This window comes from Taibaiella chishuiensis, from assembly GCF_003014535.1.
Taxonomy (GTDB): Bacteria; Bacteroidota; Bacteroidia; order Chitinophagales; family Chitinophagaceae; genus Taibaiella; species Taibaiella chishuiensis.
Genome location: NZ_PYGD01000001.1, coordinates 679,143 through 694,027 on the forward strand (window position 1 = coordinate 679,143; position 14,885 = coordinate 694,027).

13 protein-coding genes are annotated in these 14,885 nt (G+C 49.9%); 6 read left to right on the forward strand and 7 right to left on the reverse strand.

Features of this window, described 5'->3' with window-relative positions; genetic code table 11:
• Position 1: 1 nt before the first annotated feature.
• The 7 genes from B0I18_RS02865 to B0I18_RS02895 form a co-directional block, all read right to left on the reverse strand.
• Entirely contained in the window at positions 2-808 is an 807-nt protein-coding gene (locus tag B0I18_RS02865; protein ID WP_106521128.1) for a TatD family hydrolase, read from the reverse strand.
• 15 nt (positions 809-823) lie between these two features.
• A complete protein-coding gene (locus tag B0I18_RS02870; protein ID WP_106521129.1) occupies positions 824-1,123 on the reverse strand; it encodes a hypothetical protein in 300 nt (99 codons plus the stop codon).
• Between the two features lie 34 nt (positions 1,124-1,157).
• Positions 1,158-1,892 carry a flexirubin biosynthesis SDR family reductase FlxB gene (gene flxB / locus B0I18_RS02875; protein WP_106521130.1) on the reverse strand — a complete coding sequence of 245 codons (735 nt, stop codon included), beginning with the start codon at positions 1,890-1,892 and terminating at the stop codon, positions 1,158-1,160.
• 122 nt (positions 1,893-2,014) lie between these two features.
• Positions 2,015-3,634 (reverse strand): tetratricopeptide repeat protein, encoded by a 1,620-nt coding sequence (locus tag B0I18_RS02880; RefSeq protein WP_106521131.1) that lies wholly within the window; start codon positions 3,632-3,634, stop codon positions 2,015-2,017.
• Positions 3,635-3,705: 71 nt separating this feature from the next.
• Complete coding sequence (locus tag B0I18_RS02885) at positions 3,706-4,578, reverse strand: PstS family phosphate ABC transporter substrate-binding protein (protein WP_181358315.1); 873 nt, start codon at positions 4,576-4,578, stop codon at positions 3,706-3,708.
• 256 nt (positions 4,579-4,834) lie between these two features.
• The gene (locus tag B0I18_RS02890) at positions 4,835-5,407 is read right to left on the reverse strand and encodes a DNA-3-methyladenine glycosylase I (protein WP_106521133.1); all 573 of its coding nucleotides are present in this window, start codon (positions 5,405-5,407) and stop codon (positions 4,835-4,837) included.
• 51 nt (positions 5,408-5,458) lie between these two features.
• On the reverse strand, positions 5,459-6,652 hold the full coding sequence (locus B0I18_RS02895) for a pyridoxal phosphate-dependent aminotransferase (RefSeq protein WP_106521134.1): 1,194 nt from the start codon (positions 6,650-6,652) through the stop codon (positions 5,459-5,461).
• 348 nt (positions 6,653-7,000) lie between these two features.
• Here B0I18_RS02895 and B0I18_RS02900 point away from each other — a divergent pair, with 348 nt between their 5' ends.
• From B0I18_RS02900 to B0I18_RS02925, 6 genes are all read left to right on the forward strand, one after another.
• Positions 7,001-7,429: an FKBP-type peptidyl-prolyl cis-trans isomerase gene (locus B0I18_RS02900; RefSeq protein WP_106521135.1), complete on the forward strand. Its 429-nt coding sequence runs from the start codon at positions 7,001-7,003 to the stop codon at positions 7,427-7,429.
• 228 nt (positions 7,430-7,657) lie between these two features.
• On the forward strand, positions 7,658-8,359 hold the full coding sequence (locus B0I18_RS02905; RefSeq protein WP_106521136.1) for a MotA/TolQ/ExbB proton channel family protein: 702 nt from the start codon (positions 7,658-7,660) through the stop codon (positions 8,357-8,359).
• Between the two features lie 121 nt (positions 8,360-8,480).
• Complete coding sequence (locus tag B0I18_RS02910; protein ID WP_106521137.1) at positions 8,481-9,530, forward strand: glycosyltransferase family 4 protein; 1,050 nt, start codon at positions 8,481-8,483, stop codon at positions 9,528-9,530.
• A 10-nt stretch (positions 9,531-9,540) separates the two neighbouring features.
• Complete coding sequence (locus B0I18_RS02915; protein WP_106521138.1) at positions 9,541-10,866, forward strand: UDP-glucose dehydrogenase family protein; 1,326 nt, start codon at positions 9,541-9,543, stop codon at positions 10,864-10,866.
• Positions 10,867-11,069: 203 nt separating this feature from the next.
• The gene (locus B0I18_RS02920; protein WP_106521139.1) at positions 11,070-13,535 is read left to right on the forward strand and encodes an SLBB domain-containing protein; all 2,466 of its coding nucleotides are present in this window, start codon (positions 11,070-11,072) and stop codon (positions 13,533-13,535) included.
• 41 nt (positions 13,536-13,576) lie between these two features.
• The gene (locus B0I18_RS02925) at positions 13,577-14,860 is read left to right on the forward strand and encodes a nucleotide sugar dehydrogenase (RefSeq protein ID WP_106521140.1); all 1,284 of its coding nucleotides are present in this window, start codon (positions 13,577-13,579) and stop codon (positions 14,858-14,860) included.
• The last annotated feature ends 25 nt before the right edge of the window (positions 14,861-14,885 follow it).

Sequence of the window (14,885 nt, forward strand, 5' to 3'; positions counted from 1 at the left end):
ACTATTCCGGGGTGCTTTTTGTTGTTTTGAATAACCGGTCGGCGTTGGCGGTAGTAATCCTTGCGATCTCGGCTACCGGGCATTGTTTGAGCTCGGCGATCTTACCGGCGATAAGCGGTATATAACTGCTTTCGTTGCGGCGGCCGCGGTAGGGTACCGGCGCCAGGTAAGGGGCATCGGTTTCGAGTACAATATGCTCCATGGGTATGGCATCCAGCACTTCGGCCAGGGTACTCTTTTTATAGGTAACCACACCGCCTATACCCAGCAGGAAACCCAGGTCCACGATTTGCCTGGCTTCGGCCACATCGCCGCTAAAGCAATGGAACACCCCGGTCAGGTCGCCTTTCTGTTTGCTGCGTACCAGGTCGATGCCGTCCTGTATCGATTCGCGGGTATGGATCACGATGGGCAATGCATACTGCAGGGCCCAGTCGATCTGTATGCCAAAGGCATCTTTCTGCTCGGCTACAAAGGTTTTATCCCAGTAGTAATCCAGCCCGATCTCGCCTACGGCCGCAAACGGAGCGCGCTGCAGCCAGCCGGCTACGGTATCCAGCTCTTTTTTATAATCTTCTTTTACATAACAGGGATGCAGTCCCATCATCGGAAAGCAATGCTCCGGCCAGCGTTGTACCATGTCCATCATAGGCGCTATGGTACTGTGGTCGCAATTGGGCAGGTACATCCGGTTTACGCCGGCATCTATCGCCCTTTGTATGGCTGCTTCGCGGTCGCTGTCGAACCGCCCGTCATACAGGTGGCTATGGGTATCGGTAAAGTTTAAGGGTTGATTCTGATGTGTCATCGGGTATCGGTTTCATTAGGACATATAATCCCGGTCGTTGCCGAGTTTGCTGATCCAGTCGTCGTTGCCGGAGCGATCGGGCAGGGCTTTGGCCCGCTGGTGCAACACCAGGTAGCTTAATACGGCGCACAGGATACCGGTAATCATCATAGTATCCAGGTCCTTGCCCAGCATAAAGGAGACGACCATGCCGGCAATCTCGGCCAGTATCCAGGCTGCCACCACATACAGTTGCCAGGTGTTGGCGTTGTATCCTTTTGGCTTCACGATTTTCTTCATCCTCCAGCACAGGTAGATAAGCAATATAATGTCCATGTAATTCTTTAAAAATTGTCATTTAAAACGGGTACTAGGTGTACAGTCCGCCATTGATCGAGATCACCTGTCCCGTAATATACCCGGCCTTGTCGGAGGCCAGGAAGCCGGCGAGCTCTGCCACCTCTTCTGCTTCACCAAAACGTTTCATCGGGATCAGTGCCGTCAGTTCTTTCTCATTCAGCTCTTCGGTCATATCGGTTTTAACGAAGCCCGGTGCAATAGCATTCACCGTGATATTGCGTTTGGCCACTTCCTGCGCCAGCGCTTTGGTAGCGCCGATCATACCGGCTTTGGCCGCGGAGTAGTTAAACTGGCCGGGCATACCTTTTAAGCCGCTCAGCGAAACGATATTGATAATACGGCCCGAGCGGTTCATCAGCATCGGGTTCATTACCTGTTTGGTTACATTATACATACCCTGCAGGCTGGTATCCAACACCTGGTCCCACTGTTCATCGCTCATAAAGGCCAGTAAGGCATCCTGGCGTACGCCGGCATTATTAACCAGTACGGCGATCACTTTATCGCTGTTATCGGCCTGCCATTTACCCAGGGTTTGCTGTATCTCTTCCCGGTCGGCCACGTTAAAGCCCAGTACAACTGCGGCTTGCCCCTGTGCTTCTACCAGCCTGGCCGTTTCTTCGGCGGCAGCTTTATTGCCCTTATAATTGATAATTACAGGATAGCCCATCGTGGCCAGCTTGATGCATATGGCCCTGCCTATGCCCCTCGAGCCTCCTGTTACCAGTGCGTAAGCTTGCTTCATTATTGATTTCGATTGTTGCCGCAAAATTAGTTTTTAACCTGCATACGGTAAACTTTATTTAATCGAAAACCCCTGCAGGTCTGGCTGCAGGGGTTTTAAGGGTATAAATGAATTTATAGCGATTACTTGCCGCCTTTGCCTTTAGCGGGTGCCGCTTTGGCTTTGGATTTTGCATAGTAGTCTTTTACCTGGTTAGCAAACTCGTTACCGGGTTCTTTTTCCAGTACTTTGTTGATCCACTCCATCGCTTCTTTCTCATTATTGGTATTGTAATAGTAGTAACCCAGGTACTGGTAAGCATTCATCAGGTCGGCATCTTTATGCTCTTTAGGCGAAGCCAGCCACTCTTTGTAGAAAGGCACGCCGATACCTGTTTTAGCGTCCTGGTCGATAGCCGCCGCTGTACGACCCTGCCAGTACGGGGTAATGGCCTCATCCGGGAATTTGGTTTTCATAGCAGCAAAAGCGCTGGCCGCTTCCTGGTATTTTTTACCATAGTACAGGTACAGGCCCCAGTTAAAGTAATCCAGGTTGGTTGCGGCGGTATCGGCAGCTACGGTTTTACCAAACCATTCGCCGGCTTTGGCATACTCCTTGGTTTCTCTATAACCTTCGGCGATCTGGCGGAACAGGGTCGCTTTATTGGCTGTAGGATCAACAACGGTTACCTGGTTAAAGTAGTAATCGGCGCTGTCGTTGTACATTTTAGCATGTGGCGTATCGATACCGGCCATGGCGCCCATAATCTTACCGTAGTAGATATAGTCGTCGCCTATGATCTTGCTGGCATCTTTCTGCTTGTTGAAAAACTGCTGCATATTGGTACGTGCTTTTTCGTAGTCTTTAGTCTCGTAAGCACTGTAACCGATCAGGCGGTACAGGTAAGGTTTATCCACACCTTTACCGATCAGCTCCTGGATTTTTGCCTGGGCTTCGGGGTATTTTTTAGACAGGAACAACAGGTTGGCATAAGTAATCTGGTCGTCGATAGACTTATCAGACAGGGAAAGGAATTTTTCGCTGTTGGTCAGGGCGTTATCATATTTACCGGCGCGGTAGTATGCGTTAGCCAGCTCTTTGTAAGGCAGCGGGTTAGAAGGATCCTGGTCTTTGGCGAGGTTATAGTTTTTCAGCGCATCCTCGTATTTGTGCGCAGCATACCACAGCGAACCGATCTTAGAGTAGGCCAGGGAGTTGTTGGTTCCTTTCTCTACTGCTTTTTCGTAGCTGGACATGGCATTACCACCGTCCCTTGCTTTAAGGTAAGCGTCGCCCAGGCCGATCAGGGTATTGGCTTCGCCGGGGTTGATCTCAAGCGCTTTCTGGTACCAGGTAATCGCATCCTGGATGTTGCCGCCGTTGCTGTAGGTAATGGCGTCGGCAGCTACTTTATATTTTTCCCATTCTTTCTTTTTCGCTTTATCTACGATAGCCAGCAATTGTTTTGCGGCTTCGTCTTTTTTACCTTCTGCAAAAAGGACGCGGGCCATACCGGCCTGGTTGTAGAAGTTTTCCGGATTTTTCGAAAAAATCTGGCGGGCGGCATCTTTGTTCTCCATGCCCAGTTCGGACAGTCCTAACAGGTAGTTGGCCTGGTCTTCTTTACCGGCTATGGATTCCAATGCTTTTTTTGCACTTTCAAAACGACCATAATTGATCATTTTTTCACCCTCTTGCACAGACTGCGCACCTACATGAAAAGCCAGGGACGTAGCCACTGCTATTGCAATTAATCGTTTCATTTTTTACTTTAATTTATTGTGGTGTAGTTTTAATGTATAAAAAATAAAATTTATGGGGTAAAAAATGGGGTCTAAGGTTTTATTTCCGCTTCACGGATACGTAACTGCACCCTTAAAGGTACCAAACGCGCTTTACTGAAAATTAATTGTCCCGGCTCGCTGCACAGGAAATTAATAAAGCCGGTGCCTAATCCCTGCCAGGATTCCCTGCTTACAAAATAGAGCGACCGTCTCAGCGGGTATTTCTTTAAGGCAATATAGGCCTGGTAAGGTTCGTAGAACTTGCCGGTAGAGTCGTCCATAAGTGAAACCACGCGTATGCCTTTCCGGAACTTGCCTACGCCGTTGATGTCGCTGTCTTCCGGATCGTAAACGTGGCTTACGCCTACAATACCCAGGCTGTTCTCGTTCTCCGTTACATATTTGATAACCGATGCATTGTCTTTTACCGCGTAGGATTTAGACGATAATTTCTGGCCGGGGATTAATGAGTCCATCATATATCTTACCGTACCGGATTGCTGGTTGTCGAAAACGATGGTATACGGCCTCGAAAAAGTACCCTGTAATACCGTGCGCAACTGGCCCAGGGTCATCAGGCTGTCGGGCGAATTGGGATGAACGATCACCGCGATCGCATCCATGGCTACAGGCAGCGATTTTATTTTTATGCCATTACTCTTCATGGTTTCCTTTTCCTGCGTACTCAGGTCGCGGGTGGTCAGGATGAGGCGGGCGCTGTCTTTAAAAAGATCTTCGATACACTGGTTTTCGGGTTTGTATTGCACCCGTATGGTCGCATCGGGAAACGAGGAATCGAAAACCTTCAGTTCCTGCTCGATCACCGGCTTGAAACTTTCATCTACGGTGATGCTGATATTGCCCTTCTGCGTGGTCTCTGCGGGTTCTTCTTTTATCGCTTTCCCGTTGTTGCAGGAAATCATAAAAAAGCCCAGGCCCAAGGCTGCAATTCCGGAAAAAAAGTATGTGCGAAGCGCCATATTGCAATAATACAAGTAATTTGAAAAAGGAAAAAACGAATAACTTATTCTGTAACAAGAAATTAACATCGCGACCCTACGGGTTGTGAATGTTATAATAAAGATGCCTGTTTCTTTAAAATCCACAAATTTACCAAGCTGCAACCGTAAAACAAAGCTTTGTTGCCGGAAGCAACGGAAAGATAAAGCGGCCGGGTGTTCAGGACCGCCCCACCTGCCTGTGCCGGAAACAAGACACCAGGTGGTCATTGATCATACCGGCAGCCTGCATAAAAGCATAACAAATGGTGCTGCCTACAAATTTAAATCCCCGCTTTTTCAGGTCGGCGCTCATGGCATCCGATTCGGGGCTCGTGGCCCGTATATCGTCTGTAGTGCGGCAGCGGGTTTGCAGGGTTTTGCCACCGGTAAACTGCCAGATATAACGGTCGAAGGAGCCAAATTCCTTTTGTACGGCCAGGAAGGCCTGTGCATTGATTACGGCTGCCTTTATCTTCAGCCCGTTGCGGATAATGCCCTCATCGGCCATCAGTGCAGCGATACGGTCCTGGTCGAAGCGCGCCACCTTGCGGGCGTCGAAACCGGCAAAGGCCTTGCGGAAGGCTTCCCGGCGGTACAGTATGGTACGCCAGCTCAGCCCCGCCTGGAAGGCATCGAGCACCAGGAATTCGAACAATTTGCGATCGTCGTGTGCCGGTTCGCCCCATTCTTCGTCGTGGTAGCGGATCATGAGCGGATCGCCAGCCGGCCATGCACAGCTTTTCGTCGCCATAGGCTGATAAAAAAAGTCCCGCAGCCATGCTGCGGGACCGGTTAACAGTTCTTATTTATTGGGATAAGCTTTGAGTGCCGCTTCGAGGCAGTCCATCGCCTTATCGATTGCTTCGTCGTTCAGTACATAGGCAAGCCGTACTTCGTCCTGGCCCAGGCCCGGTGTGGCATAGAAGCCGCTCGCCGGCGCCATCATAACCGTGGCGCCTTCGTGCTCGAACGATTCCAGCAGCCACTGGCAAAAGTCTTCGCTGCTTTTTACCGGCAGTTTGGCCATCGCATAGAAAGCGCCGCCCGGGTTAGGACAGGTAACGCCGTCCATAGCCTGCAGGCGTTTTACCAGCAGGTCCCTGCGCGAGGCATACTCGGCCAGTACGGCATCGAAGTAGTTATCGGGCAGGTCGCAGGCGGCTTCGCCCAGTATCTGTTCGAAGGTGGGTGGAGAAAGGCGGGCCTGTGCAAATTTAAGCGCGGCGTTCAGTACCTCTTTATTGTGCGTAACCAGGGCCCCGATACGGGCGCCGCAGGCGCTGTAGCGTTTAGAGATGGTATCCATCAGGATAGCATGCTGTTCCAGCCCTTCGAGCTGCAGTGCCGAGATATGCGTCTGGCCGTCGTAGCAGAACTCGCGGTAGGCTTCGTCGCTGAACAGGAACAGGTCGTGCTTTACGCAGATATCACGCAACACCTCCAGTTCGGCCTGGCTGTACAGGTAACCGGTAGGGTTGTTGGGGTTGCAGATCAGGATGGCCTTGGTCTTTGGTGTTACCGCTTTTTCGAAGGCTTCGATAGGCGGCAGGGCAAAATTATCTTCGATAGAGGAATTGATCGGTACTACCTTGATTGCTGCAGAAACGGCAAAACCGTTGTAGTTAGCATAGAAAGGCTCTGGGATAATGACTTCGTCGCCCGGGTTGAGACAGCTCATCAGCGCGAAGAGAATAGCTTCCGAACCGCCGGTGGTCACGATAATTTCGTCGGCGTTTACGGTAATGTTGCGGCTGCCGTAATACCCGGCCAGCTTCTGGCGGTAGCTTTCGAAACCCTGGCTGGGGCTATATTCCAGCACTTTTACATTGGCATCGTGTACCGCCTGTATAATGCTGGGCGGCGTTTCGATATCGGGCTGACCGATGTTGAGGTGATATACTTTAAGCCCTTTTTTCCTGGCCTTATCGGCATAGGGCGTCAATTTGCGGATGGGGGAGGGTGGCATCTGCACCCCGCGGTCAGATATTTTTGGCATGGGGCAAAAATAGGCATTTTGCACATCGGTTGCGCATAAGACAAGCGGCGTCTTCCTGTACAGACGGGATGATACCGGTACAAACGCTGGCTGTTTTTATATTGTTTTCTGATCATGGTTAGCTACGCCGTTTATCATTGCGAAAACAGCAGAACCGGTATTGCCGGGTTATCGCCGACTGACCCGGTAAAATATTATCAAAAGATTATCATCCAACCGTAAGGCCCTGTTATTATACATTTTACAATAATATAACCGCGGCATCCGCAGGGATATATTTGCCCGTTTGGTCAAATAGGAATATCTTGCAAACTATTTTAATTTTTAATTCCACAAAAACAGGATTTTATGTCAACAGTAAAAGCGGGCGATACCGTAAACGTACATTACCATGGAAAATTAACAGACGGAACTACTTTTGATAGCTCCGAAGGCCGCGCTCCACTGCAATTTACCGTAGGCGAAGGACAAGTAATTAAAGGATTTGACGATGCGCTGATCGACATGAAAGTCGGCGATAAGAAAACCGTGAACATCCCTGTAGAAGAAGCATATGGTCCGGCTGCACCCGAAAACTTTATCGAATTCCCTAAAACAGATTTCCCACCTGAAATGGAGCCCGTAGTAGGCGCGCAACTGCACCTCAGCGACAACCAGGGTAACCAGTTCCCGGTAGTGATCTCCGAAGTAAAAGAGGAAACCGTAGTATTGGATGCCAATCATCCGCTGGCCGGCAAAGACCTGATCTTTGACATCGAGCTGGTGAGCATCGGGTAATATAACTAAGTTAAAATTTCAGGCCGGAAGCCGGTTTTTGCCTTATCAGCCGATAAAGCAAGAGTTGCTCCGGGCGATGAAGACCAGGCCTGTACCGTAGAACAGGGCATTTAGCCTCCTGCTGATACGGGCCCTGTAAAAAGCGAAAAACCCCGCGGTATTATACCCGCGGGGTTTTTATATAGGCTTTTGTATATTTGCCCATTAAATTTAAACTTGTTACCCCTGATGTCTCTGATCCTTTTCCTACAAGCTCCCGTGGCTGATACGATACACCAACTTACACAGGCTGCTCCGCCGGCTGCGCCCGAACAACTGTCGCTCTGGTACCTGTTGAAAGAAGGCGGCGTGCTGATGATCCCCCTGTTGCTTTGTAGTATCGTGGCGGTATACATCTTTATCGAACGCCTGCTGGCGATCCGTAAAGCGGGTAAGACGCCGAACGATTTTATGCTGCGTATCCGCGAAAAGATAACCGAGGGCAGTATTCCCGGCGCCCAGTCGCTTTGCAAAAGCTACGATGCTGCCATTCCGCGTATGATCAGTAAAGGCATAAGCCGTATCGGTAAGCCGGTAGACCATATCGAAAAGTCGATGGAGAACACCGGCAAGCTGGAAGTATACCAGATGGAGAAAAACCTGAGCGTATTGTCGACCATAGCAGGCATTGCCCCTATGCTGGGCTTCCTGGGTACGATCGCGGGTATGGTTATCCTGTTCTTCAATATCCAGCACCAGGGTTTCGATATTAAAAGTATGGCCGGGGGTATCTATACCAAAATGGTAACATCGGCTGTGGGCCTTATTATCGGTCTTATTGCCTATGTAGCCCATAATTATCTTAATGCACAGATCAATCGTAATGTGAACAAAATGGAAGCGGCCGCCGCCGACTTCCTGGATATGCTGCACCAGCCCGCGCATAGCTAAAGGCATAAAACACCTGTGCTAAGCCACCAGAGTAACAGGTTCGACAGTTAAAATACTTTTTGTTCGCTGCATACTAAAATGTCTTTCCTTTCGTTAGGAAGACGATAACCCTTAAATTATTATGCTGGATGTAGCAGAATATCTATACATTTTTATTGCCTTTGCCTTATCTCTGTTAATTCATTACCTGGTCATTCATTTGACCCACCAGCGTGGTATCTTCCTGGATGAGCACGATAAAGTACAAAAAGTGCATGACCATCCTACACCAAGGATAGGCGGACTGGGTATTTTCCTGGCCTCCATGTTTATGCTCAACGACCAGGCCACCGGCGGCTACCTGATGCTGGCGGCAATTCCCGCTTTTATAGCCGGTTTTCTCGAAGACTATTCCGGCAAGGTAAGCCCGGAGCAACGCCTGGCTATCATGTTCCTCTCGCCGGTAATGGCAATCGTAATGCTGCCCGACAGCATACTTTCCCAATGGTTTTTTACACCGGCTGCTGGCATACTGGGCATCGTTGCCAGCGCCGTGCTGATGGTAGCGCTGGTAAACGGGGTTAACTTTACCGATGGTCAGAACGGCCTGGCCTCAGGCACGGTGCTGATAAGCCTGCTGGCTATGATGATCATCGGCGTACAGCTCAACGACAAATCGGTAGTGTATGTTACGGCCATCGTTGGCGCATCGATCCTGGCGTTCCTGATCTATAATTTTCCTGCAGGCAAGATATTCCTGGGTGACGGCGGGGCCTACCTGCTCGGCTTTATGCTGGCTGCTATCGGTATCATCGTGGTGCAGCGGCACCGTACCGAGGTGTCGCCTTTCCTGGTGGTTGCCCTTACGGTATACCCTTTGTGGGAGGTTGCCTTTTCGACGTTCCGCAAGCTTTTCTACGACCATATATCACCGTTTACCTCCGACGACTACCATATGCACCAGTTGCTGTACCGCAACCATAGCCGGGGTAAGGCTTACCTGCCGGTACTGTTCCTGTTGCCGGCACAGATCGTCGTTTCCTGCTTTGCAATCATCTTTTATAATAATACTTTAGCCTTAATTTTAATCACAGCGGTCTATGTGGTCTGTTATGTAGCGCTTTACTTTTACGAAAGAAGACGAAAAGGTATACGGGGGGCAGCTGCAGGCCGGGGCCTTCATGATGTATAAAAATAAATAAATGAAAATAATAGTTGTAGGTACCGGCTATGTAGGCCTGGTTACCGGAGCTTGTCTGAGCGATGTGGGTATTGATGTGACCTGTATTGATATTGACCGGAAAAAAATAGATAACCTTAACGAGGGTATCCTGCCTATATATGAGCCCGGGCTCGAAGAGATCGTACACCAGAATGCCCAGAAGGGCCGCCTGAAGTTTTCGACTTCTATAGCCGAACATATTACCGACGCCGACATTATTTTTATCGCTGTGGGTACGCCCGAAGGTGAAGATGGCAGCGCCGACCTGCAGTATGTGCTGGCCGTGGCCGACCAGATCGGCACCCACCTGGAGCAATATGCGGTGGTGGTTACCAAGAGCACCGTGCCGGTAGGTTCGTCGGTAAGGGTAAAAGAGGCGATCGGCAAGGCTATGGCGCGCGAAGGCCGCCAGGTACCTTTTGATGTGGCATCCAACCCGGAATTTCTGAAAGAGGGCGCGGCTATCAATGATTTTATGAGTCCCGACCGGATCGTGATCGGGGTGGAAAGCGAACAGGCGCGCAAAGCCCTGGAGCAATTGTACAAGCCATTTTTGCTGAACGGTTTCCGGATTATTTTTATGGATATCCCTTCGGCCGAGATGACCAAATATGCCGCCAACGCGATGCTGGCTACCCGTATCAGTTTTATGAACGATATCGCCAACCTCTGCGAGCGGGTCGGCGCCGACATTAACCAGGTGCGTACGGGTATCGGGTCGGACCCCCGTATCGGTAATAAATTCCTGTACGCTGGGATCGGTTATGGCGGGGCCTGTTTCCCCAAGGATGTAAAGGCGCTGATGAATACCGGCGAACAACACGGACATGCCCTGCGGATACTAGAAGTGGTAGAAGAGGTAAACAACCGCCAGAAACTCGTTCTTTTCCATAAGTTGGAAAAACACTTCGGCGGGGACCTGGCCGGGAAGACCATCGCGATATGGGGCCTTTCGTTTAAACCGCAAACTGACGATATGCGCGAGGCGCCTTCCATATTGGTGGTCGATGCGCTGGTAAAAGCGGGCGTAAAGGTACAGGCCTACGATCCTATCGCTATTAAAGAGGCGCCGCGTTATATACCACACGATATTACCTATGCTGAAGATGAATACAAGGCATTAGAAGGCGCCGATGCATTGCTGCTGCTTACGGAGTGGCGGGAATTCAGGCTGCCCGACTGGGAAAGAGTGAAGGAGTTGATGAAGACGCCGCTTATATTCGATGGCAGGAATATCTATAATGCCAAGGAACTGGAAGGCTTAGGCTTCAACTATTTCTGTATTGGTGTGGGTGGCGTTGTGTAAATCCTCATCGTGCTGAAAGCTAGGCCTGTTTGTGGTTATTTTTTATTTAATAATGGCACGATTTTTGGCACACTGGCTCAAATAGTAGAAAAAGAATAGTAGTTTTGCGCACAATATTGAATTTTTTTACATACCAGAATTTTTATCACCAAATCCAGGTCTGCTGACCAATCCTGTTAAGCATCCACAATTCGTAGTAATAGATGAGTAAGAAATACTTTTTTAACCTGGTTCGCATTTTTTGTTTTGCGTTATTTTTAGCGATTCCTCCTGTTCTTCATGCCCAGAATATAGATCGGCAAAATCTTTCCAATATCAAAGTAGACGAATTGTCGGATGTGCAGATTATGGCTATCCGGGACCAGATCCTGGCTTCCGGTCAAAAGCAGGAGGATGTGGAGAAGATCCTGATCGACCGCGGAATGGCTTCGGAAGAAGTGACAAAATTCAAAGGCCGCATGTCCTCGCTGAAGGAAGGGTCGCTGGATTTTGAAAACAAAGAAGCTGCTAAAACCATTAACGGTAAGAAAGAACTGGCTTTCGAAAAGCCGGTGGCCAAAGACATGGGGCTGCGTATATTTGGCTCCGAGTACTTTGAAAATGCGACCTCCAACTTCGCGCCGAATACCAACCGTCCCACACCTCAAAACTATATTGTAGGTCCCGGCGATAAACTGCAGATCAATGTATTTGGTAACTCTGTCGTAAACTGGAACCTCGAAGTTAATGCCGAAGGCAGCATCCTGTTGCCGGGTATGGGCAATGTTTTTGTTGGTGGCAAAACGATCGAGAATGCTACGCAGATGATCAAAGATCGCCTGAGGGCCAATAGCTATGCCATCGGTAACGGAACAGACGTAAACATCAGCCTGAGCAATATCAGGACCATAAGGGTAAATATAAACGGTGAAGTAAAACGCCCCGGCCCGATCAATATCTCTTCGCTTTCCACCCTGCTTAATGCCTTGTACGAATCGGGCGGCCCTAACAGTATCGGGTCGTTACGCTCCATAGAACTCTACCGGCACAACAGCCTGATCCGCAGGGTCGATATTTACGACTATATCCTGAGGGGAGATAAAAGCGGCGATATCCTGCTGGAAGACGACGATATCATTAATGTACCGCCTTACCGCGTGCGCGTAGCGCTCGAGGGCGAAGTAAAGCGCCCGGCCCTTTACGAGGTAATGCCCGGCGAATCGCTGAAAGATGTGCTCCTGTTCAGTGGCGGTTTTAACGACAAAGCTTATACGGCAAGCGTTAAAGCGCTGCAGCTTACCGATAAGGGCAAACGTGTAAAAGATATCAACGCTTCCGAATTCGACAGTTATGTACCCCTCAAAGGCGACCACTATACGGTAGAGCCGATCCTGGACCGCTTCGAAAACCGGGTAACCCTGAATGGCTCCGTATTCCGTCCGGGCCAGTTTGAACTGCAGGCGGGTCTTACCCTTTCTGAACTGATCAAAAGAGCAGATGGGCTTAAAGAAGATGCTTATCCCGACCGCGGTTATATTACGCGTCTGAAAGGCGACAATACTACCGAGGTGATTCCCTTTAATGTAAAAGGTGTGGTAGACGGCACCGCCGAAGATATCGCCCTGAAGCGGGAAGATATTATCACGATCCCTTCTATTTTCGACCTGAGGGAAACCTATAAGGTGACGATCGCCGGTAGCGTACGTCGCCCGGGTAGCTTCCCATACGACGAAAATATTACGGTTGAGGACCTGATCCTGCGCGCCGGTGGTTTTGCCGATGGCGCCGATATGAAGCGCGTGGAAATAGCCCGTCGCGTAAAAGACAGCGACCGTCGTGCAAAAGATGCAAAGCTGGCCGAGATTTTTAACATCACTATCGATCCGAAGCTTACCCTTGCCGAATCCAAATTCAAACTGCAGCCCTATGACGTAGTTTCTGTTTATTCGCTGCCGGGTTTTGTAACGCCGCAGATCGTTACCATAGAAGGTGAAGTAATGATGCCGGGTTCGTATGCAATGATCAGCAAGGACGAGCGCATTTCCGACCTCATTAAGCGGGCAAACGGGTTTACGGCCTATGCCTATCTTAAAGGCGCGTCGCTGAAGCGGGGCGATGTGATCGAAACGCAGAGCGATGCGGAAAAAAGAGATCTGAAGCTGGCACAGTTCCGCCAGAAACAAACAGAGGCGACAAAAGGTGCGGTAGACGCCAACCTGGAGAACCCTACAAAGCGGAACAACTTCGTAGGCATCGACCTCGAATATATCATACAGCACCCGAAAGGAAGAAAGGATGCGATCCTGCTTAACGGCGACGTGATCAATGTACCACGGGTGCTGCAAACGGTGAAGATCAGTGGTGAAGTGTTTTCTCCCATCACTACCATGTACACGCCCAACCAGGGGCTTAACGAATACGTGCTCAACAGTGGCGGTTTTACGGAAGATGCGTTCAAGCGTAAATCCTATGTAGTATACGCCAACGGGAGCATTAAGGGCACCCGGCATTTCCTGTTCTTCAGGAACTATCCCAATATCGAGCCGGGAGCCGAGATCTTTATCCCGAAAAGAAAACAAAGAGAGAAAGCTGCAAATACCGCGCAGATGTGGATCGGCCTTGGCACCAGCATGGCCTCCCTCGCTGCCGTTATCTTTGGTATTATTACGGTAGCCAATAACAATAAATAGTAACAGGGCTTCCGCAACCGATTTCCTTTTATAACACTTGTATGATGCAGTTTAATTCCATAGCGGTTATTGGTTTGGGTTATGTAGGCCTGCCCCTCGCGGTGGAATTTGCAAAGCAATACGAGGTTAAGGGCTTTGATATCAGCGAAAAAAGAATTGCCGGTCTGGCGTCTTTTATCGACAGCACGGGCGAGATACCGGGCCCTGTCCTGGAATCCGTGCTCAGGCAATCTCCCGGTATAGGACTACAGGTTACAGCTTCGCCCGATGCGCTGGAAGGCGCTTCGGTGTATATTGTAACTGTACCCACACCGATCAACGAACAGAAGCAACCCGATCTTAATGCCTTATTGGAAGCTACCGCACTTGTAGGCCGTGTTATGCGTCCGGGAGCTGTGGTTATCTTCGAATCTACGGTGTATCCCGGTTGTACCGAAGAGGATTGTGTGCCGGTGCTGGAGCAGGTTTCCGGGCTGCGTTATAATATCGACTTCTTTTGTGGTTATTCGCCGGAGCGTATCAATACCGGAGATAAGATCAATACCCTTACCCGGATCATTAAAGTAACCTCGGGATCGACACCCGAGGTAGCGCTTGCCGTAGACGACCTGTACCGGTCGATCATTACAGCAGGCACGCACAGGGCGCCCAGTATAAAAGTGGCCGAAGCGGCCAAGGCTATCGAAAATGCACAGCGCGATCTCAATATTTCCTTCGTCAATGAACTGGCGCTTATTTTCGATCGCATTGGTATCGATACCCACGACGTGCTTGAAGCTGCCGGAACTAAATGGAACTTTCTTAAATACAAACCAGGCCTGGTAGGCGGCCATTGCATCGGTGTAGATCCTTACTACCTGGTACATAAAGCAGAAGCGCTGGGTTATGTGCCGGAGGTTATCCTCTCCGGGCGCAAGGTAAATGAAGAGATGGGTGCTTTTGTTGCCGATAAGGTTACCCGGCTGCTGGAAGGCAGGGGTAAAACCACGGCAGGAGCGCATATTTTAATATTGGGCTTTACTTTTAAGGAAAACTGCCCGGACACCCGTAATTCACGGGTAATCGACCTGCTGAGGCATCTCGACGCCCAGGGGGCATCGGTGTACGTATACGATCCCTGGGCCGCACCCGATATAGTACAAAAAGAATATAATGTATCTTTGCTGCCGGAAATTGCAGCAGATGCCAGGTACGACGCGGTTGTACTGGCAGTAGCGCACACGCAATTCGCCGGTCTTGATTTTGACCGTTTCAAATCAGGCGGAGCAATAATTTATGATGTAAAGGCCTTTATCGACCGCAGCCTGGTTGATGGAAGGCTATAGTTGCAGATTATATACAGGCCCGTGG

Coding starts and splice junctions, on each gene's coding strand:
- B0I18_RS02905 (WP_106521136.1), top strand. CDS start 7,658: ATGTCTCTGATCCTTTTCCTACAAGCTCCCGTGGCTGATACGATACAC.
- B0I18_RS02885 (WP_181358315.1), bottom strand. CDS start 4,578: ATGATTTCCTGCAACAACGGGAAAGCGATAAAAGAAGAACCCGCAGAG.
- B0I18_RS02910 (WP_106521137.1), top strand. CDS start 8,481: ATGCTGGATGTAGCAGAATATCTATACATTTTTATTGCCTTTGCCTTA.
- B0I18_RS02870 (WP_106521129.1), bottom strand. CDS start 1,123: ATGGACATTATATTGCTTATCTACCTGTGCTGGAGGATGAAGAAAATC.
- flxB (WP_106521130.1), bottom strand. CDS start 1,892: ATGAAGCAAGCTTACGCACTGGTAACAGGAGGCTCGAGGGGCATAGGC.
- B0I18_RS02880 (WP_106521131.1), bottom strand. CDS start 3,634: ATGAAACGATTAATTGCAATAGCAGTGGCTACGTCCCTGGCTTTTCAT.
- B0I18_RS02925 (WP_106521140.1), top strand. CDS start 13,577: ATGATGCAGTTTAATTCCATAGCGGTTATTGGTTTGGGTTATGTAGGC.
- B0I18_RS02900 (WP_106521135.1), top strand. CDS start 7,001: ATGTCAACAGTAAAAGCGGGCGATACCGTAAACGTACATTACCATGGA.
- B0I18_RS02915 (WP_106521138.1), top strand. CDS start 9,541: ATGAAAATAATAGTTGTAGGTACCGGCTATGTAGGCCTGGTTACCGGA.
- B0I18_RS02865 (WP_106521128.1), bottom strand. CDS start 808: ATGACACATCAGAATCAACCCTTAAACTTTACCGATACCCATAGCCAC.
- B0I18_RS02920 (WP_106521139.1), top strand. CDS start 11,070: ATGAGTAAGAAATACTTTTTTAACCTGGTTCGCATTTTTTGTTTTGCG.
- B0I18_RS02895 (WP_106521134.1), bottom strand. CDS start 6,652: ATGCCAAAAATATCTGACCGCGGGGTGCAGATGCCACCCTCCCCCATC.
- B0I18_RS02890 (WP_106521133.1), bottom strand. CDS start 5,407: ATGGCGACGAAAAGCTGTGCATGGCCGGCTGGCGATCCGCTCATGATC.